At 74.5% G+C, this 21,839-nt stretch carries 12 protein-coding genes; 5 read left to right on the forward strand and 7 right to left on the reverse strand.

The features are described from left to right. Positions 1 to 634 precede the first annotated feature (634 nt). Both ACSNOC_RS14220 and ACSNOC_RS14225 read left to right on the forward strand, forming a co-directional pair. Entirely contained in the window at positions 635 to 1,714 is a 1,080-nt protein-coding gene (locus ACSNOC_RS14220; protein WP_436747767.1) for a helix-turn-helix domain-containing protein, read from the forward strand. Between the two features lie 7 nt (positions 1,715 to 1,721). Next, a complete protein-coding gene (locus ACSNOC_RS14225; RefSeq protein WP_436747768.1) occupies positions 1,722 to 2,141 on the forward strand; it encodes a hypothetical protein in 420 nt (139 codons plus the stop codon). A gap of 84 nt (positions 2,142 to 2,225) precedes the next feature. Here ACSNOC_RS14225 and ACSNOC_RS14230 read toward each other — a convergent pair whose 3' ends face one another. The 7 genes from ACSNOC_RS14230 to ACSNOC_RS14260 all read right to left on the reverse strand — a co-directional run bounded on the left by ACSNOC_RS14230 (position 2,226) and on the right by ACSNOC_RS14260 (position 18,448). Continuing rightward, positions 2,226 to 3,407 carry a lipase family protein gene (locus ACSNOC_RS14230; RefSeq protein WP_436747769.1) on the reverse strand — a complete coding sequence of 394 codons (1,182 nt, stop codon included), beginning with the start codon at positions 3,405 to 3,407 and terminating at the stop codon, positions 2,226 to 2,228. Between the two features lie 229 nt (positions 3,408 to 3,636). Beyond that, positions 3,637 to 4,698 (reverse strand): class I SAM-dependent methyltransferase, encoded by a 1,062-nt coding sequence (locus tag ACSNOC_RS14235; protein WP_436747770.1) that lies wholly within the window; start codon positions 4,696 to 4,698, stop codon positions 3,637 to 3,639. A gap of 34 nt (positions 4,699 to 4,732) precedes the next feature. Further along, on the reverse strand, positions 4,733 to 5,902 hold the full coding sequence (locus ACSNOC_RS14240) for a glycosyltransferase (protein ID WP_436747771.1): 1,170 nt from the start codon (positions 5,900 to 5,902) through the stop codon (positions 4,733 to 4,735). Further along, positions 5,899 to 6,795, reverse strand: coding sequence for an alpha/beta fold hydrolase (locus tag ACSNOC_RS14245; protein ID WP_436747778.1), 897 nt, complete (start codon positions 6,793 to 6,795; stop codon positions 5,899 to 5,901). Before ACSNOC_RS14245 ends, ACSNOC_RS14240 begins: the two co-directional genes overlap by 4 nt. A gap of 12 nt (positions 6,796 to 6,807) precedes the next feature. Next, on the reverse strand, positions 6,808 to 7,122 hold the full coding sequence (locus ACSNOC_RS14250; RefSeq protein WP_436747772.1) for an acyl carrier protein: 315 nt from the start codon (positions 7,120 to 7,122) through the stop codon (positions 6,808 to 6,810). Beyond that, positions 7,119 to 11,672, reverse strand: a complete 4,554-nt coding sequence (locus tag ACSNOC_RS14255) for a beta-ketoacyl synthase N-terminal-like domain-containing protein (protein WP_436747773.1) — start codon at positions 11,670 to 11,672, stop codon at positions 7,119 to 7,121. Before ACSNOC_RS14255 ends, ACSNOC_RS14250 begins: the two co-directional genes overlap by 4 nt. Next, positions 11,669 to 18,448 (reverse strand): SDR family NAD(P)-dependent oxidoreductase, encoded by a 6,780-nt coding sequence (locus ACSNOC_RS14260; RefSeq protein WP_436747774.1) that lies wholly within the window; start codon positions 18,446 to 18,448, stop codon positions 11,669 to 11,671. The genes ACSNOC_RS14255 and ACSNOC_RS14260 overlap by 4 nt, the downstream gene beginning before the upstream one ends. Positions 18,449 to 18,673: 225 nt before the next feature. Here ACSNOC_RS14260 and ACSNOC_RS14265 point away from each other — a divergent pair, with 225 nt between their 5' ends. From ACSNOC_RS14265 to ACSNOC_RS14275, 3 genes are all read left to right on the forward strand, one after another. Further along, the gene (locus tag ACSNOC_RS14265; RefSeq protein ID WP_436747775.1) at positions 18,674 to 19,387 is read left to right on the forward strand and encodes a DUF5819 family protein; all 714 of its coding nucleotides are present in this window, start codon (positions 18,674 to 18,676) and stop codon (positions 19,385 to 19,387) included. Next, positions 19,384 to 20,583: an HTTM domain-containing protein gene (locus tag ACSNOC_RS14270; RefSeq protein WP_436747776.1), complete on the forward strand. Its 1,200-nt coding sequence runs from the start codon at positions 19,384 to 19,386 to the stop codon at positions 20,581 to 20,583. The genes ACSNOC_RS14265 and ACSNOC_RS14270 overlap by 4 nt, the downstream gene beginning before the upstream one ends. A gap of 542 nt (positions 20,584 to 21,125) precedes the next feature. Next, positions 21,126 to 21,791, forward strand: a complete 666-nt coding sequence (locus ACSNOC_RS14275) for a DUF6801 domain-containing protein (RefSeq protein ID WP_436747777.1) — start codon at positions 21,126 to 21,128, stop codon at positions 21,789 to 21,791. Positions 21,792 to 21,839: the final 48 nt, after the last annotated feature.

Genomic DNA, 21,839 nt, shown 5'->3' on the forward strand with positions numbered 1-21,839 from the left:
CCCCATCATCCCGATTACATCTCGTAATGCTGGCGTGTCACAGGGTTGGCGGGGTAGCGTCCCCGGCAGACGAAGGAACCCGGCCGGTTTGGCAGCCAAGATGCCGGGCTCCTCCGACAGTTATCACCTACACGAACTTCAAGGAGGGGCTTATGCCTCCCGACCGCTCGCCGTCGAATCCGCGTGACCCGTTCTCAGGCGGGTCACCGTCCTCGCGTGACGGTAGCATCCCGCGCCTCCCGGCGTTTCAAACCACCGACTCCCGTGCCAGGACGGGCAACAGCCGCCCGGCACCGCTCCTCGCCCTGCTCGCCCGGCCGCTGGTGCTCCGCGTCTGCGTGCCGATGGCCGTCGCGGCGGTCGGCGTGGCTCTGGTGAGGGAAGTCGCCCGACGGCCTCGCGCCCGATATCGCCGGACTCGTCCCGACTCAGCCTGAGTGTCGGCCGGGGCGGCTCCCCGCCGCCCCGGCGCACACCCCGGGAGCGTGTCCGGCGCGCACCGCGCGCCCACCGGCAACGCCCACCCCGGGTTTCGCCCGGATTCCGGGCCAGTCCTGTGCCGCCCGGCGACGAAACGCCGAGACGGCATCACCGCATCGGGCGTTTTCCCCGATATCCGTCGAGCAGAGGCAGTATGACTCGCTGCAAGAACTCGAAGTGCCGCAAACCCGTGGAGCAGAACCGCTCCGGGCGGCCCAAGGAGTACTGCGACAAGCGGTGCCGCGACGCCGCCTACCGGGCCTCACGCGCCACGCCCTCCCCGGACGCCGAGCGGTACTCCCAGTACGTCCGGCAGCTCTCCGAGGACCTGGCGCGCCTCACCGACCGGCTGGTGAAGGCCGCCCACACCGACGACGCGACCGGCGAGCTGCCGCTGCGCGTGCTGCGCCTGGCGGCCGAGGTCGAACGCGGCCTGCGCGACGTGCGGTTCGCCGCCGTCCAGCAGGCCCGCACCCGTAAGGTCAGGGCCGCCGAGATCGCCGAGTCCATGAGCGTCACCCCGGTCAAGCTCCGCACCGACTGGTCGCCGCACGCCATCGAGCGGCGCATGCAGCACCGGATGAGCCCCACCGCCCGCGCCGACGGCACCCGCCCGGACGACACCGGCGGCCCGCCCGGCGCGGGCTGGTCGGCCGGCGCCGTCTTCGTGCCCCGGCAGCGGCGGCCCGACCCGACCGGCCAGGACCCGGGCGCCCCCGAGCCCGACACGCTGGCCCGCGCCCTGACCACGCTCCAGCGCGACAGCGGGCGCACCCTGCGGGAGCTGGGCGAGCGGGCCGGTGTCTCGGCGTCCTACCTCTCCCGCGTCCTGGCCGGCAAGCGCCGCCCGTCCTGGCGGCTCGCCCAGTGCCTGGCCGAGACATGCGGCGGCGACCCGGCCGAGATCCTGCCGCTGTGGAAGGCCGCCCGGGGGCTCGCGGCCCGCCCCGCCGGGCCGGACACCCTGCACGCCGCGCTGCGCGGCCTGCACCTCGCGGCCCAGCGCCCCGCGCCCGAGCTGATCCGCACCGCCAGCCACGGGCTGCTCAGCACCGACGACATCGACGGCCTGCTGAACGGCCGGGGCACCCCCGACTGGCCCACGGTCGACCGCTTCGTGCACGCCCTCGGCGGCCGGCCCGAGACGTTCCTCCCGCTGTGGCACGCCGCCCGCGCCCCCCTGGGAGCGGTCCCCGGCCCGGGCGGACCCCTGCCGGCCGACACCCTCGGGTAGGTCCGCCATGCCCGTATCCGCGCCCCGCGAGGGCCCGACCGACCGCCGGCTGCCGCCCGACTGCGAGGCGTTCGTCACCCTCCATCACGGGCACTACCTGGGCTACGCCCGCCTGCACTTGCCGGGCCCGGCGGCCGAGGAAGCCGTCCGCGCCGTCTTCGACCACCTCTTCCGGGGCTGGCGGAGCTTCCTCAGCTTCCCCAACCCCGCCTCCCACGCCTGGCGCCTCCTCACCGCCCGCACCCGCGACGAGACGGTCCGGCCCTGCCCGGCGCTCAGCCCCGCCCAGTACGACGTCTACGCCCTGCACCACCTGCTCGGTTACGCGCCCGCCGCCGTGGCCACGGCGATGGGCGAGGAGGAGAAGACGGTCCGCTGCCTGCTGCGCAGCCCCGCCCTGCGCGGGCTGGCGGACACACCGCCGTAGATCCCGCGAACGACGGACCGCCCCCGTACCCGGCGTGCGGGTACGGGGGCGGTGCGGGTGCCCGGTCGGGCGGCAAACGCCGGATCAGCAGGTGGTGGTGGCGGGGTCGCCGGCCAGCCGGTCCGCGATGAACGCCGAGGCGTCGTCGTTGCCGAGGCCGATGCCGTCGGTGTGCAGGCCACCGGACTCGTACTGCTTCCACGTCAGCTCGACGTTCTGCGCGCAGTACTCGTCACGCAGGGCCTGGCCCTGGCTGTAGTCCACGATGTCGTCGTCGACCACGTGGTACTGGAAGACCGGCACCTCGATCGGGGAGCCGCCCAGCCGGTTCTCACCGAGGCGGCCCTGCCACGAGTCCTCCAGCACGGGGACGGTCGTCATGTAGTCCTGCAGCGTCTTGCCGACGTAGTCGTTCAGCAGCTCGACGGTGCAGGAGCCCTCCTCCATCTGGGCGTACATCTCCCGGCCCGCATCGGTGAGCGAGGCGTCGAGGTCCAGCTCCGGGTACGCCTCGTCCAGGCCGAGCAGCGCGTACAGCAGCACGCCCATGCCCCGCTGGCCCTCCAGCGGCAGCGCCACCTGCACCAGGTCGGCCGGCACACCGCCGCCGACGACGCCCGTCAGGTTCAGCTCGGGCGCGTACTCGGGCTGGAGCTGGCCGGCCCACATGGCGGCGGCGCCGCCCTGCGAGTAGCCGCGGAAGAAGACCGGGGCGTCCTCGGCCAGGTCGGTCTCGGGCAAATTCTGCGCCGCCCGGACGGAGTTGATGACGGCCGGGCCCATCGACTGGCCGACCATGTAGGTGCTGCTCGGGTCGGCGTGGTAGCCCTCGTAGTCGGTGACGGTGACCGCGTAGCCGGCGCGGAGCATGTCGTTGACGGCCGACTGCTCGTAGAACGCGCCGTCGTTGATCATCGCGGAGGGCGCGCAGCGGGCGGCGGGGCCGTGGGTGCCGGGGGCCAGGGCGACGATCGGGGTGTCGGCCGGGTCGGCGCCCTTGGGCACCATCACCATGCCGGTGACCGCGACCGGTTCGCCGAGCGCGTCGGTCGACAGGTACATCACCTGCCAGGCGTCGGCCAGCCCCTGCGGGGTCGGGCCGCCGGGGAGCGCCGGGCGCGAGCGGATGATGTCACCGGGCTCACCCTCGGGCAGGGGGCTCGGCGGCACGTAGAACTCGTCCTCGGCGACGGGGGGAAGCTCCTCGGCCGGAGCCGCGGCCGGTGCCCCCGCCGCCACCGGGCCCGCGGCGGCACACAGCAGCATGACGGCCGCCGCCGGAGCCAGGATTCGTTTTCCCGGCCGGCGGCGGGACAACATAGCAAGCACTGAAGCAACCTTTCGTCCGGCCTTTCGAGTTGAGATTTCGAGCGTGCCAGGTAACACACCGGAAATCCACGGTCAACTTCCCCCGTTGATGTTTCTTGTCAGCCCGGCGCCAATGCGGGCGGTCGCTTGCGCCGGGGCGGATGAATCCGCGGACCGGGGCTCGGCGTCAATTGTTGCGGCGCGCGACCAGCCGGTAGGCGTTGGCGAGCCGGGAGCGGCGGGCCACCGGCGCCGCGAGCAGTTCCACGGCGTGCAGACCGAGCAGGACCGGCAGCGCGGCCAGCAGCCCGGCGCTGCGCGTCGCCCGCGCCACCCGCGGCGGCGGCTCCTCCCGCCACGGCGCGTCGTCCGAGGGGAGGATGCGGTTGAGGACGAACCAGCCGGCGCCGATGAGGTCCACCGGAACGTGCGCGGTGCCGCGCTCCTCGGCGACCACGGAGAACCCGCCGCGGTTCAGCTCCTCCCGCAGGTTGGCCACCGGCATGAGCTGCAGGTGCTGCGGCTGGAACCACGGCACCCACCACTTGCCCAGCAGCCGCGCGGACAGCGACTGCGGGTCGGGGACCTCGATCAGCAGGTGCCCGCCCGGGCGCAACGCGGTCCGGGCGGCCTGGAGTTCGGCGCGCGGGTCCAGGGTGTGCTCCAGGTAGTGGAACATGCTGACCGTGTCGTAGCGGCCGGCCAGGTCACCGGCCAGCTCGGTGAGCAGACCCCGGTAGGCGCGGGAAATCCGGCCCGCCTTGGCGGCCTCCTCCACGGCCTCGCCCATGTCCAGCCCGTCGAATTCCGTTTCCGGCAGGACTTTCTTCGCCGCCGCGCAGAAAAAGCCGTACGAGGTGCCCACGTCCAGCCAGGTGCGCGGCGCGATGTGCGGGGTCAGGGAGTCGACGCTCGCCTGGTAGCGGCGCGGGCTGCCCCGCCCCTGAAGCACGGTCTCGGTGGTTTCGCGGCCGAGCCCGTCGTAGAAATCGCGGTAGTAGAAATTGAGTCCGTCCGTGTTGAGCCGGGGGTTCTGGAAGACGTGCCCGCAGTCCCGGCACCGGTCGAGCGTGAACACCCCGGGCTTGCCCTGCACCCAGTCGCGGGTCCGCATCCGCCGGGTCAGCGCCGCGGACTCGCACCACGGACAGGTGGTGCGCCTGGGGTGGAAGAACCGATCGAGGCCGAGGGCCAGTTCGGCCTGGTAGTCGGAGCGCAGCTCCGCGATCTCGGCCGTGCGTGTGTCCATGTGCCTGCCTCTTCCGATGGGGTGCGGCGTGCTGTCAGGCGTCGGCCGCGAGCTTCTCCAGGTGCGCGGCGGCGGCGGGCGCGCCGCCCGCGGCACGGAACGAGTCCCCGATTCTGCGGGCCGCCGCCGCGTACACCGGGTCGTCGAGCACGGTGTCCAGCGCCGCGCCGATCGACGTCCGGTCCGCGCGCGCGAAGCGGACCCGCGCTCCGGCACCCGCCTCGGTGACCTGCATGGCGACGGCCGGCTGGTCGTCCCGGATGGGGGCCACCACCAGCGGGACGCCGTTCCACAGCGCCTCGGCCACCGTGTTGTGCCCGGCGTGGCAGACCACGGCCGCGGTCCGTTCCAGCAGCGCCAACTGCGGGACGGAGCGCGCGATCAGCACGTCGTCGTCCCGGAACGGCTCCTCGCCCAGCGCGCCGCCGGGGTCCGCGACCACGGCCCGCAGCCGCCCGGCCCGCTCCCGCACCGCCGCCACGCACTCGCTGAGGAAACGGGCGCCGGCCTCCGAGTTGACCGTGCCCATCGTCAGCAGCACCAGCCGCCGGTCCGGGCCGGCGTCCAGCCAGTCCCAGGGGAAGCCGGGGTCGGCGGGCCGCTCGGCCAGCGCCGGGCCGACGAACGCCACCGGGCCGCCCGGGTCGGGGTAGGGGCCCACCAGGTCCACGGTGGTGTAGGCGAGGGTCAGCAGGGGCGAGAACCGCGGGTCGTACGACGCCCGCGCGTCCCCGATCCGCTGCCGCAGGTCGCCCAGCCGCTCCCGGATCCACTCGTCCACCTTGGGCGTGCCGGCCGCGCCCAGCAGCTCGGCGGAGGTGGTCATCGAGGTGACGAACGGCAGCCCGGACCGCTCCGCCACCAGCGCGCCCGCGACCGTCTGCTGGTCCACGACCGCCAGGTCCGGGTGGAAGGTGCGGATCGCCCGCTCGACGCCGGGCTCCATCGCCTCGGCCAGCGGCACGAAGCCTTCCTCCCACAGGTGCTTCAGCGCCGCGAACCCGCGCAGCCCGGCCGGGCGCGGTTTCTCCTCCGGGGTGTCCACGGGGAACACCGGGTCCTGCCGGGTGAGCAGCCGGCCCAGCAGCCCCGGGTGCCCGGCCCACGCCACCTCGTGCCCGCGGGTCGTCAGCTCACCGGCGACGGCCGCCGCCGGGTTGACGTGCCCGACCAGGGGCGGGACGACGAAGAGGAAACGGCTCATTCCGCGGCGCTCCCGCCGGTTCCGCCACTGCCGCCGTTTCCGCCGGCCGGGGGCACGGCCGCGGCGGCGTTCGTCTCGTTCTCCCGCACCCACTCCAGCACCAGCTTGCCGACCGCCTCCGGGGCCTCGACCAGCACCGAGTGCTTCTGCCCCGGCACCTCCGCGACCCGGACCCGGGGCAGCACCGACATCAGCCAGTCCGCCTTCCCCTTGACCAGCCCGTCGCTGCCGTTGACCAGCAGCACCGGGGCGGCCAGCGACCGCAACTGCTCCTCGGTCAGCAGCCGGCTCGCGGGGACGTCGGCCACGATGGTGGTGGTCCGCATCAGCCGCGCCGCGGCCGAGCCCAGCCGGGCGATGTGCGCCTCGTGCTGCTTGCCGCTGCGGTTGGAGGCGTAGGTGCCGTACATGTGCACCCACCAGGCCAGTGCCTGGTCCTCCGGCAGGTTCTCCGTGGTCTGCACCAGGGCGCCGCGCATCGACTCGGCCCAGTCCTCGGTGGCGGGCCCGGACTCGATCACCAGGACGGAGGCGACCCGCTCCGGGTGGTGCGCGGCGTAGTCCAGGGCGACGGTGCCGCCGAAGGAGTTCCCCACGAGGTGCACCGGCCGGTCGATGCCGAGGCGGTCGAGCAGCGCGTCGAGGTCCCCGGCGAAGTCCTCGATCGTGTACCCGCTCTCCGGCCGCTCGCTGCGGCCGTGCCCGCGCAGGTCGAACATGACGGCCTCGCAGCCGCCCGCCGCCAGCGTGGGGCCCAGCGTGAAGTAGAAGCTGGCGAGGCTGTCGATGAACACCCCGTGCACACACACCACGACGGGCGGGCGGTCACCGGTGTCGGTCCCGCCCTTGGGGGTCAGGCGCAGCACGTTGAGCCCGACCCCGTTCACCTCCATCCGGGCCACGGCTCAGCTCTCCTCTCCGGCGCGGAGGCTGGCCACCACGTAGTCCACGAGCCGGCCCACGGTCAGCGAGATGATCTCGTCCAGCTCCATCTCGGCGACGAACGCGGCGAAGTTGACGCGGTCGCCGTAGCGCTCCTCCAGGCTCTCGGACAGCGCGACCATGTCGATGCTCTCCAGCTCCAGGTCGTCACCGAACCGGGTGTCCATGCCGATCTCCAGCTCGGCCAGGTCCTCCCCGCCCAGAATGTCCCTGATCATGTCGGCCACGGTCGCCAGAACGGTGTCCTGGGCGGCTTCGGCGGGCTGTGCAACGCTCACTGGTCGGTCTCCTCGTTGTTCGGCGCGGTCCAGGCGACAATGTAGGTCCTCGCCGCCGTGCCGCTCGCCGGGCCCGTGGTCATGGGGTCCGGACTGGTCTGGTCGGTGCCCGCCGGGCCGGCCGCAGCCGGATCGACGACGTGGGCGCAGCGCACCCGGTGCCGGCGCGGACCGACCGCGACGGTCATCTCCTCCGCGTCGGCCGCCACCACGGCGAAGTCCCGCGGCCGGCCCCGGAATCCGGTGCCCTCGGCCTTGGCGGCGGCCTCCTTGGCCGCCCAGAACCGCGTGCACCACTCCGCCGCCGACCGCTGCCCGTCGGCGGCCACGACGGAGTCGAGCAGCGCCCGCTCCTCGTCGCCCAGCGCCACCGCCACGGCCCGTTCGACGTCGGCGGTGATCTCCTCCACGTCGATGCCCACGCCGGTGCCGGTGCCGGAGGCGGGCCGGACGAGGGCGACCGCCACGTCGCCCCGGTGCGCCAGCGACAGGTCCAGCGGAGGCAGCACCCGGCCGTGCGTGCCCTCGGCGTACGGGCGGCCCGCCGCGTCGTTGGCGATCCGGATCTCGGCCGGGAAAATGGCGTCCTCACCGCGCCGCCACAGCCACTCCCGCACCGCGTCCTTGGCGGCGATGCGGCCCAGCAGCCACTGGCGGCGGCCACGCGGCGGGCGCCGCGCGTACTCCTCGCGCTCCTCGCGGCCCAACTGGGTCCGCATCAGCAGATCGCGCGAGGCCAGGTCGGGCGCCTGCTCCCGCATCAGGAACCAGCCGCCCTCCCCCTCCACGGACAGCCCCCGGTGCTCGGGGTAGCCGCCCGCGCGGCGCGGGTCGGGCCCGGCGAACCGGCGGTCCTTCCAGTCCCGGATCTCCGCCCACACCCGGCCGTCGACGGTGAGCTGCGCGTCCAGGTCCAGACCGGTCTCGGTGACCGATGTGACCCGGATGTGGCACTCGACCGCCGTGCCGGGCGGCGGCTCGGGCCCGAAGAAACGGGTCTCGCCGACCTGCACCGGGAACAGGATGTTCCGGCCGGGCTGGGTGACCAGCAGCCAGTACCCGACCATCTGCCCCACGTTGTCCAGCAGCGCGCCCGGCGCGGGGGGCGCGGCGATGACGCCCCGCACGTGCTTCTCGCCGAGGGCGATCGGGTACGTCAGGCCCTGGAACGCCGGGCCGTGGAACAGCCAGCGGTCGCCGTAGATCTCCTCCGGCGTGTGCTCGCCGGGCCACTCGCCCGCCGGGTCGGCCGGCCACGGCTCGGGCGGCGCCGCGTAGCCGGGCGCCATCTCCACCTGCGCCCGCGCGTACGGGCCGAACGTCACCGCCAGCCGGCCGTCCGGCCGGGGCGTCGCCGTCACGTCGACCGTGACCTCCGGGATCGCGTCGGCCCACTGCTCGCAGCGCACGTCCCACAGCGCGACGGCCCGCGCACCGGGGGCGGTCTGCTCGGCCGCGTCCATCAGGTGCCGCATGATCGTGGTCGCCGGCACGACCGGACGCCGGTCGGAGTCGTCGGGCCACCCGGGCCGCTGCGGGAAGAAGCAGTGGTCCAGCAGGTACGGCATGGTCCGGGTGGACACCACCAGCGGCATCACGTGCGCCGCGGCGGTGGCCGGGGCGGGCGCGGGGACCGGCGCGGGCGGCGCCGGGGGAGCGGTGGCCGCCGCCGGGTCGCCGGCCGCGATCACCGTGGCCGCCGCCGTCGCGGTCTCCGCGAGCAGCGCGCCCAGCTCGGCCGCGACGGGGAACCGCGAGGCCAGCCCGTTCAGCGCGGACAGTTCCGGGGCCGCGGCGGCCGACGGCCCCCGCACCGCGCCCCGCAGGGCGGACCCCAGCGCGTCCCGCTCACCGGGCTCCAGCGAGATCAGCGGCGCGCCCAGCGCCAGGCGCGTGGCGGGCCGCGCCGGGGCCGCCCGCTTCGCCTTCGGCGGCCCCAGCACGGCGTCGTCGACGGCCGCGCCCTCCGTCCACAGCGCGGTGGCCACGCGCCGCAACTGGGCCAGGCCGCCCCGGTGCGGGGAGTTGGCGGTCACGGTCAGGTGGTCCTGCGCGTCCAGCGTGTCGTCGATCAGCGAGCCGACCTGGCCCGTTCCGACCTGGATGAACGCGCGGAACCCCGCCGCGTACATGGCCTGGATGGTGGGCCGGAAGCGGACCGGCTCCAGCAGGTGGCGCAGGAACAGCTTCCGCACCTCCTCCGGCTCGTCCGGGAACGGCGCCGCGATGGTGGCGGACCAGACCGGCACGGTGGGGGTGTGCAGCTCGAACCGGTCGGCGCCCTCCGCTATCGGCCCGAGGTACGGGGCGAGCATCGGGGTGTGGAACCCGGACATGAACGGCAGCACCCGGCCCAGCACCCGCCGCTCGCGGAACCACCGCACCAGCTCCTCGACGGCCTCGCGGGAGCCGCAGACCATCGACTGGCGGGGGGAGTTGTCGTGGGAGAGCACGATGTCGGAGCGGCCCACCAGCGCCTCCTCGACCTTCTCGGCCGAGACGCCGAGCGCGGCGAAGACCACGCCCGGCACGCTGAGGGAGTCCGGGTCGAACGACGCCAGCAGCGCGTCCGACTGCTCGCTGGAGTGCAGCCCGCCCGCGACCATCGCGGTCCACTCGCCGACGCTGTGACCGGCCACCGCGTCCGGCAGCACGCCCATCCGGCGCAGCGCCGCGTCCAGCAGCCGGCCGACGCTGATCACGCCCAGGCCCTGCCGGGCGGTGTCGGCGGCGTCGGCCTCGGTGCGGCCGGGCACGGGCAGGCCGAACCGCTCGGCCACCTCGTCCAGGCCGCGCGGCTCGAACTCGGCCTCCAGACCGGGGAAGACGAACGCCAGCCGCCCGGCGTCCGGACCGGCCAGCAGCGGATCGGCGCTGAACCAGACATCGTCGCGGCCCCGCCACGCCCGGCCCTTGGCGACCAGCCGCCGGGCCAGTGCCAGCCGCTTCGCGGTGGGCTCCACGATGCCGAGCCGGCTGCCCACCGGGGCGTCCGGCGCGGGCGCCTCGCCCGCCCGGGCCCGCAGGTCCGCGTCGTCGGCGTCCAGCAGCTCCGCCAGCGCGCGTGGGCTGTCCGCGGCCAGCCGCAGCACCCGCTCGGGCTCGCGCACCGCGCCCGGCGCCGCCCGGCCGCGCGAGCGGCGCGGGGACGGGTCGGGCGCGGCCTGTTCGAGGACGACGTGGGCGTTGATCCCGCCGAAGCCGAACGCGTTGACGGCGGCCCGGCGCATGTCGGCCTCCCACGGCTGGGCCGTGGCCACCGGGCGGAACCGGGTCTTCGCCAGCGCCGGGTGCGGGTCGTCGCAGTGCAGCGTCGGCAGCAGCGTCGCCCGGTGCACGGCCAGCGCCGCCTTGATCAGTCCGGCCGCGCCCGCCGCGGGCATGGTGTGGCCGATCATCGACTTCACCGACCCGATCACCGGGCCCTCGCCGTCGCCCGGTGCCCCGGCCGGGCCGAACACCTCGGCCACCGTGGCCAGCTCGGCCGCGTCCCCGGCGGGCGTGGCGGTGCCGTGCGCCTCCAGCAGCCCGATCACGCCCGGCTCGCGCGGGTCGAGACCGGCCGCCGCCCACGCCTGCCGCACCGCCCGGGTCTGGCCGCCGGGGTCGGGGCTGACCAGCCCCCCGGCGCGGCCGTCCCCGGCCACGCCCGTGCCGCGGATGACGGCGTACACGCGGTCGCCGTCCCGCTGGGCGTCCGCCAGCCGCTTCAGCACCACGATGCCGGTGCCCTCGCCGATGAGGATGCCGTCGGCCCCGGCGTGGAACGGGCGGATCCGCTGACTCGGCGACAGCGCCTTCATCTGCGAGAACACGCTCCACAGCGTGATGTCGTGACAGTGGTGGACGCCGCCCGCCAGCATCACGTCGCAGGATCCCGACGTCAGCTTGGCGACCGCCTGGTCCACCGCGATCAGCGACGAGGCGCAGGCCGCGTCGATCGTGTACGCGGGGCCGCGCAGGTCGAGCCGGTTGGCCAGCCGGGAGGCGGCCAGGTTCGGCACCATGCCGATCGCGTCCTCCGGCCGCTCCGGGCCGAGCCGGGCGGCGAACGCCTCCCGCACCCGGGCCAGTTGGTCCGCGCCCAGCTCCGGCAGCAGCTCCCCGAGCGTGCGGGTGAGCTGGTACGCCGTGCGCAGCCGCTGGTCCAGCCGGACCTGCCCGGCGTTGAGGTAGCCGCCGCGCCCCAGCACCACGCCCACCCGGTCCCGGTCGGGCAGCCGGTCCTCGCCGCCCGCGTCCGCGATCGCGTCCGCCGCGACCGCCAGCGCGATGAGCTGGTCGGGGTCGGTCCCGGCCACCGAGGTGGGCATGATCCCGAACCGGGTCACCTCCACCTCGGCCAGGTCGTCCACGAACCCGCCCCGGCGGCAGTACACCGGGTCCGGGTAGTACGACGGGTCCCAGCGCCCGACCGGCACCTCGGTGATCGCGTCGGTGCCGGAGACCAGGTTGCGCCAGTACGTCTCCAGGTCGGGGGCGCCGGGCAGCAGCGCCGCCATGCCGACGATCGCGACGGCGGTGTCGCGGCCCCCGCCCCCGGCCGTCACTTGTCCCACCCCTCGGCCGCCGTGTAGACGACCGCGGGCGCCGCCGGGTCACCCCAGGCCAGCTCGCGCAGCAGGGCCCGCGCCCCGGCGTCGGGCGCGATCAGTCCCACGCCGCGCCGGGCGTAGTCACGGCCCAGCTCGGGGCTGACCATGCCGGGGTGCGTCGCGGACGGCGCCCACGGGCCCCAGTGCACGGTCAGGGCGCGCTGCCCGGTCCGCGCGGACCAGGCGGCGGCCAGGCCCTCCAGCGCCTCGTTGGCCGCCGCGTAGTCGGACTGGCCCCGGTTGCCCAGGACGGCGGCGATGCTGCCGAACAGCACGGCGAACCCGGGCGCGGGGGACAGCTCGCCCACCGCGTCGAGCAGGGCCCGCGCGCCGTCCACCTTGGTGGCGAAGACGCGGCCGAACGACTCGGCGGTCTTCTGCGCGATCAGCCGGTCCTCGATCACCCCGGCGGCGCAGACCACGCCGTCCAGGCGGCCGTTGCGGGTGCGGATCTCCTTGATCACCTGGGCGACGGCCTCGGCGTCCCGCAGGTCGACCGAGTGGTAGCGGGCCTGGCTGCCCAGGGCGGTCAGCTCGGCGAGGGTGGCTTCGATCTCCCGCTGGGCCAGGATCAGCCCGGCCTCCCGCTCGATCTCGGCCGGGGCCAGCCCGCCGCGCCGCGCCAGCGCCCCGCGCAGCGCGGTCCGGTCGGCCGCCCGCGCGGTGTCGGCGGCCTCGGGGGCCGTCGCCTGGGGGGTGCGGCCCAGCAGCTCCAGCCGGCAGCCGCCGGCCCGCGCCAGCTCGACGGCGATGTGCGCGGTGATGCCCCGCGCGCCGCCCGCCAGCACCACGACGGAGTCGCGGGTCAGGCCGAGCGCGGCGGCGTCGGGCACCGCGTCGGCGTCCCGGTCCAGCTCGCCCGCCAGCAGCTCGAAGCCCTGCCGCTCCGACGCGGTGCGCAGCACGGCGGGGGCGCGGTCCGGCGCCGCCAGCTCGTCCAGCAGCGCCTCGGCGACGGCCGCGGCGGGCGCGGTCGCGTCCAGCGCCACCGCGCGGGCGACGGTCTCCGGGTACTCCCGGGCCACCGAGCGGAACAGGCCGTCGAACCCGGCCGCGCCCTCGGCGGCCGGCCGCGCGCACACCAGCCAGCGCGGGCCGTCCCGCAGCGCCGCCTTGACGGCGGGGAAGACCGCCGGCGGGATCGCGCCGCCCGGCTCGGTCAGCGGCGCGAGCAGGAACACGCCGTCGAAACGGCCGTCCGCCTCGCCCAGCAGGTGCCCCGCGTCGAGCGTCACGGCCGTCGCGCCGCGCCCGGCCAGCGCCGCCGTCAGCGCGTCGGCGGCCTCGCCCCGGCCCAGCACCGCGAACCGGCGCCCGGCCAGGTCGGGGGCGGCGGACGCCCCGGCCGGCAGCGCCACCCGGCGCTGCACGAACCGCTTGGGCGCCTCGCCCGCGAGCGCGGCGTCCGCCGCCGCGCCACCGTGGTGTCCCCCACCGACTGCCGGGATCGGGCCTCCGGCCTCCGGCGAGGGCGTCTGTGCGGATCCGCGCGCCGAGATCCAGTCCGCGATGGCGGCGGCGGTCCGGGCCGCGGACAGCTCCTCCACCTCGGTGTCGCTCAGCGAGAACGACGCCGGGCCGCCCAGCCGCGCGGCGAGTTCGCCGGCGATCTCGGTGCGCTTGATGGAGTCGATGCTGAGGTCCGCCTCCAGGTCCAGGCCCGGCTCCAGCATGTCCACCGGGTAGCCGGTGCGCTCGCTGATGACGTCGAGGACCGTGCCGAGCACGTCGCGCGGCATCTCGGCGGCCCGTTCGGCCGCCGCCGGAGCGGGCTCGGCGGGCGCCGCGGCCGGTGCGGCGGCGATCGCCTGCGCCGGCTGCGCGTACGGCACGGCCTGGATCGTCAGCGGCGCGGCCGGGGCGGGCACGACGCCGCCGAAGTACGACAGCAGCACGTCCCGCTGGGCCGCGATCATCTCCCGGCTGGTGGTGAGGAACTCGGTGATCAGCGCGTCCCGGTTCGGCTGCGCCGCGGGCGCCGCCGCGACGGGGACCCGCCGCGCCGGGCGCAGCCCGCCGGGCAGCGCCTCGCCGTCCACGGTGCGGACCAGGTGGCCGTCCACGGTCCAGCCGGCCGGCTTCGCCGCCGCGGCCCGCTCGGCCGCCTCCGCGTCGCCCCGGCCCTGGAACAGCCAGCCCGTGCGGACCGGCAGGCCCGCCACGGCCAGCCGGGCGAGGGCGTCCAGCAGCCCGCGCAGCCCGGCGTCGGGCCGCGGCTCCACCGCCACCGTCAGGTGCGGCCGGTCGCCGAGGATCTTGCGCACCAGGCCGGTCAGCACCGAGCCCGGTCCGGCCTCGACGAACACCCTCGCCCCGGCCGCGTACATGGCCTCGACCTGCTCCACGAACCGCACCGGCGCGCCGAGCTGGGCGGCCAGCTCCGCCCGGATGCCGTCCGGCTCGGCCGGGTAGACGATCGCGGTGCGGTTGGCCCACACCGGGAACTCGGGGACCCGGACCTGCCGCCCGGCCAGCGCCTCCGCGAAACGGGGGCCGGCCGCGGCGACCAGCGGGCTGTGGAACGCGCACGCCACCGGGAGCCGCTGGGGCCGCAGCCCCGCCTCGCGCAGCCGCTCGACGGCCACGCCCACGGCGTCGGTCCCGCCGGAGATCACGGTCTGCTTCGGCGCGTTGCGGTTGGCGGTCACCACCCGGTCCGCGAGACCGGCCTCGCGCAGGACGCGCTCGACGTCCTCGGCCGGCGCCGCGACGGCGGCCATGGTGCCCGGGTCGTCCCCCGCCGAGGCGAGGATCGACGCGGCCCGCTCGGCGCTCAGGCCGATCAGCGTCTCCGGCGAGAAGACGCCCGCGGCGCACAGCGCGACCAGCTCTCCGTAGGAGTGCCCGGCCGCCATGTCGGGCCGGACGCCCGCGCGGGTCAGCAGGTCGAACGCGGCCAGCCCGGCCATGCCGAGCACCGGCTGCGCGACCCGCGTGTCGGTGACCGCGGCGCGCTGGCGGTCCGCCGCGCCCGGCTCGAACGCGGCCGGCGGGAACAGCGTGTCCGCGTACGCGGCGCCGTCGCCGTGCCGGAGGTGGCGCTGGAGGTCGGGGAAGGCGAGGAACAGCTCCGCGAACATGCCGGGCCGCTGGCTGCCCTGCCCGGGGAAGAGGAACGCCACATGGCCGCCCGGCCCGGCGGCGGCCGGGTCCGCGAGGTACACCCCGGCGGCCGGGTCGTGGCCACCGGCCAGCGCCGTGCGCAGCGCCGTCGCCAGCTCGCCGGCGTCGGCGGCGACGACCGCGATGCGGACCTGGCCCTGCGCGGTGTCGGAACGGCGGGCGGCGGCCCGGGCCAGCTCCCGCAGCGGCTGCCGGGCGGCGCCGCCGTCCAGGGACGCCAGCAGCCGCTCGGCCTCCCGCACGGCGGCGGCGTGGTCCACGCCCCGGAAGGTGAACAGCTCCGCCGGCCACACGTCCCGGCCGTGCGGGGGCGGCGGCGCGTCGTAGCCGCCGAGCACCACGTGGAAGTTGGTCCCGCCGAAGCCGAACGCGCTGACGCCCGCGATCCGCTCACCGGCGGGCACGGCCCAGGGGCGGGGGGAGGTGTGGAAGACGAACGGGCTCTCGTCCGGCTTCCACGCGGGGTTGGGGCGGGTCAGGTTGCCGGTGGGCGGGAGCGCGCCGGTGTGCAGGGCCAGCGCGGCCTTGATCAGCCCGGCCAGCCCGGCCGCGCACTTGGTGTGCCCGATCTGCGACTTCACCGACCCCAGCACACAGCTCCCGGGAGCGGCGCCGGACTCGGTGAACACCTCGGTGAGGATGCCCAGCTCGGTGCGGTCACCGACCACGGTGCCGGTGCCGTGCGCCTCGACCAGGCCGACGTCGGCGGGGGAGACGCCCGCGTTGCGGTAGGCACGCTCCAGGGCGGCGCGCTGGCCCTCGGGCCGCGGCGCGGTCAGACCGCGCGCGCGGCCGTCGCTGGAGGCGCCGACGCCCTTGATCACGGCGTAGATCCGGTCCCCGTCCCGCTCGGCGTCGGCCAGCCGCTTCAGCGCCACGCAGGCGATGCCCTCGCCCAGCGCGATGCCGTCGGCGTCCGCGTCGAACGTCCGGGACCGGCCGGTCGGGGACAGCGCGCCGACCGACGCGAACAGCAGATAGTCGTTGACGCTGTTGTGCAGGTCGGCGCCGCCGCACAGCACCAGGTCGCTCGACCCGGCGGTCAGCTCCTTGCAGGCCGCGTCCAGCGCCGCCAGCGAGGAGGCGCAGGCGGCGTCCACCGTGTAGTTGGCGCCGCCCAGGTCGAGACGGTTGGCGATGCGGCCCGCGATCACGTTGGACAGCATGCCCGGGAAGGAGTCCTCGGTCAGCGTGGGGAGCTGCTCGGCCAGGGCCGGCGGCATCGCGTCCACGTAGGCCGGCAGGACCGCGCGCAGCGTCGCCGCCTGGGACAGGTCGCTGCCCGCCTCGGCGCCGAAGATCACCGACGTGCGGGACCGGTCGAACGGCCGGTCGTCGTACCCGGCGTCGGTCAGCGTGCGGCGCGCGGCCTCCAGCGCCAGCAGCTGCACCGGCTCGATGCTGCGCAGCGTCGCGGGCGGGATCCCGTACGCCAGCGGGTCGAACGGGATGCGCGGCAGGAAGCCGCCCCACTTCGACGGCGTGGAGTCGTTCGCACGCTCCGCCGAGTAGTACACCTCCGGGTCCCAGCGCTCGGCCGGCACCTCGGTCACCGCGTCGTGCCCGGAGAGCACGTTCGCCCAGAACTCGCCCATGTCGGCCGCGTCCGGGAACATACAGGCCATGCCGACGACGGCGATGTCCAGCGGCTCCGGCGCCGGCTCGGGCGCCTCGGCCCCGGCCAGGCCCAGCCGCTCGCGCACCAGCGCGGCGCTGCCGGTCAGGAAGTCCGCCGCGGCCGGGCCGACCGAGCGGTGCAGCTCCCCGATGGTGGTCAGCCGCGACCGCAGCACCGCCACCTCGCCCGCCATGAACATGCCCGCAGTGAGCTGCCGGTCCTCGCCGGTCTCGCGCAGCTCGTCACCGACCCGCTCGATGCCCTTGCTCGCGATGCGCAGCCGGCCCAGGTTGAGCTTCTCCAGTTCCTGCCACGCCTCGCGGTCCGGCACGCCCTCGGCACGCATCCGCTCCCGCGCGGCGGTGAACTCCTCGGTGAAGGGGCTGCTCACGCACCGCGTGGCGTGCCCGGGGGCCGTCTCCAGCAGATCCGTGGAGTCGGCCGTTATCACTTGTCGCTGGAAGACCTCACCGATCGCGCCGCAGCTCACGGCCTGCTCGGTGAACAGGTACGCGGTGCCCATGAGGACCCCGACCGCCGCGCCGCGCGCCGTCAGCGGCGCGGCCAGCGCCGCGATCATCGCGGAGGACCGCTCGTCGTGGATGCCGCCCGCGAACAGCAGCTCCAGCTCGGCGGCCGTGCCGTCGCCGTCCGCCGCCGCCAGGAACCGCTCGATGACGGCGAGCTGCGCCTCCCACAGCGCGAAGCTGCTGAGGGGCCCGACATGACCGCCGCACTCGGACCCCTCGAAGACGAACCGCCGCACGCCCGCCTCCAGGAACTGCTTCAGCAGTCCCGGCGTCGGCACGTGCAGGAACGCTCTGATCCCCGCCTGCTCCAGCGCGGCGGCCTGGGCCGGGCGCCCGCCGGCGATGATCGCGTGCGTCGGGCGCCGCTCCAGGACCTCCGCGATCTGCGCGGTCCGCAGCGCCTCGTCCGCGAAGCCGAGCAGGCCCACGCCCCAGGACCGCTCGCCCAGCGCCTCCTGCGTCCGGGCCAGCAGCTCCCGGGTCTGCTCCCCGGTGGCCAGCGCCAGCGCCAGCATGGGCAGGCCGCCCTCGCGTGCGACCTCGGCGGCGAACCGGGGCTGGTCGCTGACCCGCGTCATCGGCCCCTGCACCACCGGCAGCTCGGTGCGCAGCGCGCGGCTCATCGGGGAGCCGGGACGGAGCGCCGCCGCGGCCGTGTCGTCGGCGAACGTCTCCTCGACGGCGGTCCGCACCGCGCGGACCGCCCGCGCCACGTTGCCCCAGGTCTCCGCGAAGCGGCGGGCCTGCCAGGCGTCCTGGCCGACGGGCAGCGGCTCGGCCTGGCCCTCCTGGACGTCGCGCCGGCGCAGCACCCGGATCCCGTCCACGACGACGGTCTCGGTGCCGTCCATCCGGCGGATCGCCGCCGCCGTCTCCTCCGGCAGCGCGGACTCCTCCAGCAGCGCGAGCTGCGTGTCCAGTACGACGCCCGTCGCGCCGCCCGCGACCGCCGCCGCGGCCGTGCGCGGCCCGATCCCCCCGGCGGCCCAGATCGGCACGCCCAGTCCGGGGTCGGCCAGAAGCCGTTGCAGCAGCACAAACGTGTTCAGGGAGCCGATCCGGCCCCCGCTCTCACTCCCGCGCGCGATGAGCCCGTGCGCCCCGGCCGAAACGGCCCGGCCCGCCTCCTCGGCGCTCGTCACCTCGGCCAGCACCTTCCAGCCCGCGGGCAGGTCACGCGGCCGCCAGGGCGCGCCGGCGCTCAGCAGGACCGTCAGCTCCGGCACGTCGGCGAACTCCTCGGGGCCGAGGGCGCACCCCGCGGACACCCGGACACCGTAAGGCCCGCGCACCCATTCGCGGACGCGCGCGAGCGCCTCCAGCGTGGTGCGGTCACCGGCTCCTAGATCAAGAATTCCCAGCCCGCCGGCCCGGCACACCGAGGCCGTAAGCCGCGCATCGGGTTTCCCGAACGGACTGACGCCGATGACGATATGGCGAGTGTGTGAATCGGGCGACATGGCACTCCAAGTGCATGCGGGGGGATTTCAAAACCGGAAAACTACTCGGCGGTATCGAACGGGGTCAAGGAGCTTTCGACACCCGATTTTTTTTGTCATGTGAATGAGTAATCTACCTCACATGTTTGTCACGATCGGCCAAGGGTCCCGCAGCAGGGACGTTGGCGCAGGTAGGGCGGGCGTATGGTGCCCGGACTCCGTACGGACATGGGAGAGCCGCATAGCATGGAACCGCCCGAGGCCACAGCGCCTAACGCCTCCACGCGCCCCGCGCCCCCCGGGTTCAGCGCGCTCTCGCTGCCCGGCCGCGCTGCCGTCGCCGTCACCGCGCTGGTTATCGCGCTGGCCACAGTCTGGCATATGGGCGCGGTCTTCTTTTTCGTCGCGCCCTCGAACGTGGTGAAGGAGGAGCACGGCGAAACGATCAGTGATTACGTCTCTCCGGAATTCACTCAATACTGGAATTTGTTCGCGCCCAATCCTCCGACCAGTAATACGCACGTCGAGGCACGCGCCGAGTTCCGCCGTCCTGACGGCACCCTGGACACGACCCCCTGGCTCGACATGACCCAGCAGGACATGGATCACGTCGAGCACAACCTACTGCCCAGCAACGCCCCCCAGCACCAGCTCCGCCGGGCGTGGGCGGCCTTCACCGGCACGCACGACGACGAGGGCCACGCCATGTCCGAGACGGGGCTGCTCCTGGACAGCTACCTGCGCCGCCTCGCGCTGGACCGGCTGGGCGAGCAGGTGGACCTCCGCACCGTCGAACGCGTCCAGGTGCGGGGTGTCACCCGGGCGATCCCGTCACCGGCGTGGACCGGTGAAGAGGTCAGCACGCTCCCGAGGGAGCGCGAGCTGGACTGGTGGCCCGTCAGTCCGCAGGACCTCCCCGCCGAGGTGAGAGACGAGCTGTCCGACGAGGAGGCATCGTGAGAGCCGGCACCGCCGACCCCGAGACCCATCTGTTCCGTCCGTGGCTGGAACTGGCGGCCGGCCGGTCCTTCGGCGCCTACCAGACGGCCGTCGTCCGGATCGCCGTCGCCTTCACCTTTCTCCTCTTCCTGCTGCGGGAGATCCCCTACCGCCACCAGATCTGGGGCCCCGACGGCCCGTGGGGCTTCGACCTCGCGGAGCGGGCGGCCGAGAACTCCCAGGGGCTCGGCGTCCTGATCTGGTCGGACTCGAACATCTGGTTCGAGTTCGTCTACGTCCTGGCCATCGCCGCCGCCGTCGCCATGCTCGTCGGCTGGCGCACGCGGACGTCGACCGCCCTCGTCATGGTGATGGTCGTCTCCTTCCAGGAGCGCAACGAGCACCTCGGCGGCGGCGGCGAGAACATCCTGCGGATCATGGCGATCTACCTGGTGCTCACCCGCTGCGGCCAGGTCTGGTCGCTGGACGCCCGCCGGCGCTCCCGCGCGCGGGAGAAGAAGAGGACGTACGACCCGGTCGGCATCGCGTTGTGGCTGATATCCGGCGCCGCGCTGACCGCGGCCACCGCGGCCGGGAACCTTCCGGGCCTGGGCTGGACCGGCGCGCTGTGGGGGCTGTGGGCGGTGCACGCCGTGTGGTGGGCGGTGAACCGCCGCGGGCACGGCGAACTGGTCGCCGTGCCGGACATGATGAGCAACCTCGCCCACAACGCCGCCCTGCTGATCATGATGTTCGAGGTGTGCCTCATCTACGCGGCGGCCGGCTGGTACAAGATCCAGGGCTCGCTGTGGCAGGACGGCACCGCCGTCTACTACTCGATGCGGCTGGACACCTTCCAGCCCTTCCCGGCGATCTCCGAGGGCCTGTCCGACAACAGCATCATGGTGCTGATCATGACCTACGGCACGGTGCTCGTGCAGGTCGCCTTCCCGTTCAGCATCCTCAACCGCAAGGTGAAGAACGTGCTGCTCGCCGCCCTCGTCTGCGAGCACATCGGGATCGGGATCCTGATGGGGCTTCCCTTCTTCTCGATGTCGGCCATCGCCGCCGACCTCGTCTTCCTGCCCACCGCCTTCCTGATGGCCGTCGACGGCAGGACACGCCGCCTCTTCCGCCGGATCCCGCCACGCCCCGGGGAACCGGCGCAGGACGAGGCCGCCCCCGCGCCACCGTCCCCGCAGCGGCAGCCCGCCTAGCGTTTGTCCAGCGGGAAAGCGGGCGGGTCCGGAGCGAATCGCTCCGGACCCGCCCGCTTTTCTTTTGCCAGCTCTTTTACCCGGCCTCGCCTGCATGAAACGGGCACGAATGTGAATCCGGCATCCTTGGGAAATCCTCGATGTGGCGATCCCGCCCGGGCCACCGCCGTCGCCGCTCCGGAAAATCGCTTATCAGCAGCGAAGCAAGGCGGGTGGCGCGTCCCTTCACGGCGCATTCTCCATCCGCGTAGAATCCCTGCGGCGGCCTGCCCATGCCCGCTGACCTGGGACGACGGCTTGTCGTGCCGGTGAAGGAGGTGTGGTTCCCGGCTTTTCCGGTCACAAAAAGGGCTCGCTCGGGAAGGCTTGTGGAGATTGCTGTTGCAACCTTGACCGCCGATATTTACGAGAGATAAATTTCCGGTTCGGAAACGTGGTCGGATCGGTTTTCCCCGGCGATTACGTGCTCAGTCAGCGATCCGTTCTCAGCGAAGCGAGCGGCATCACGCGGTGTCTCTCCCTCGCTACACGAGAGGTAGCTCATGGGAGCTCAGAAGAAGAACAAGAAGATGAAGCTGGCGGCAGCGGTGAGCGCTTCCGCCCTTGTCGGCGGCGGATTTCTCGCCTTCGGCGGAACCTCCGCCTCGGCGGACCCGGTGTCCCTGACGCTGAACTACACCTGTCCGTTCCCCCTGATCGGTGAGCAGCCGCTCAAGGTGGACGTCAAGACGGACATCCCCTCCTCCATCGGGGTGGGCGAGGAGACGCCTCCCTTCGTCATCGAGGCGGTCACCACCGCCAACGCGAAGACCCACCAGGGCCTGCAGACGGTGGCCGCCGCCTCCATCGAGGGCAGCGCGCTCGCCAGCGCCAACGTCACCGCCCCCGGCGTCGAGCTGCCGATCGAGGTGCCGTTCGAGGTGCCGAACCAGGAGATCCCGAAGGCTCCGCCGTACACCGAGTTCCAGATCAACGCCAGTGGCGAGGCCCCCTCGGTCACCTTCAGCGAGCCGGGCCAGGGCGAGATCAGCGTCGGCGACCTCACGCTGACGCTGACGCCGAAGAAGGCCGACGGCTCGGACACCGGCCTGAAGACCTTCGAGTCGGCCTGCACCCTGGACGAGGGTCAGGACACCGTCCTGGCCGAGTTCGAGGTGACGGAGGGCGGCTCCGCCGCCGCGCCGGCGGCGCAGCGCGAGTCGGAGTAACGCGACGCGTAACAGCGGCGGGGGGGGGGGGGGGGGGGGGGGGGGGGG

This window comes from Streptomyces sp. URMC 129, assembly GCF_051386415.1.
In the GTDB taxonomy this organism is placed as follows: Bacteria; Actinomycetota; Actinomycetes; order Streptomycetales; family Streptomycetaceae; genus Streptomyces.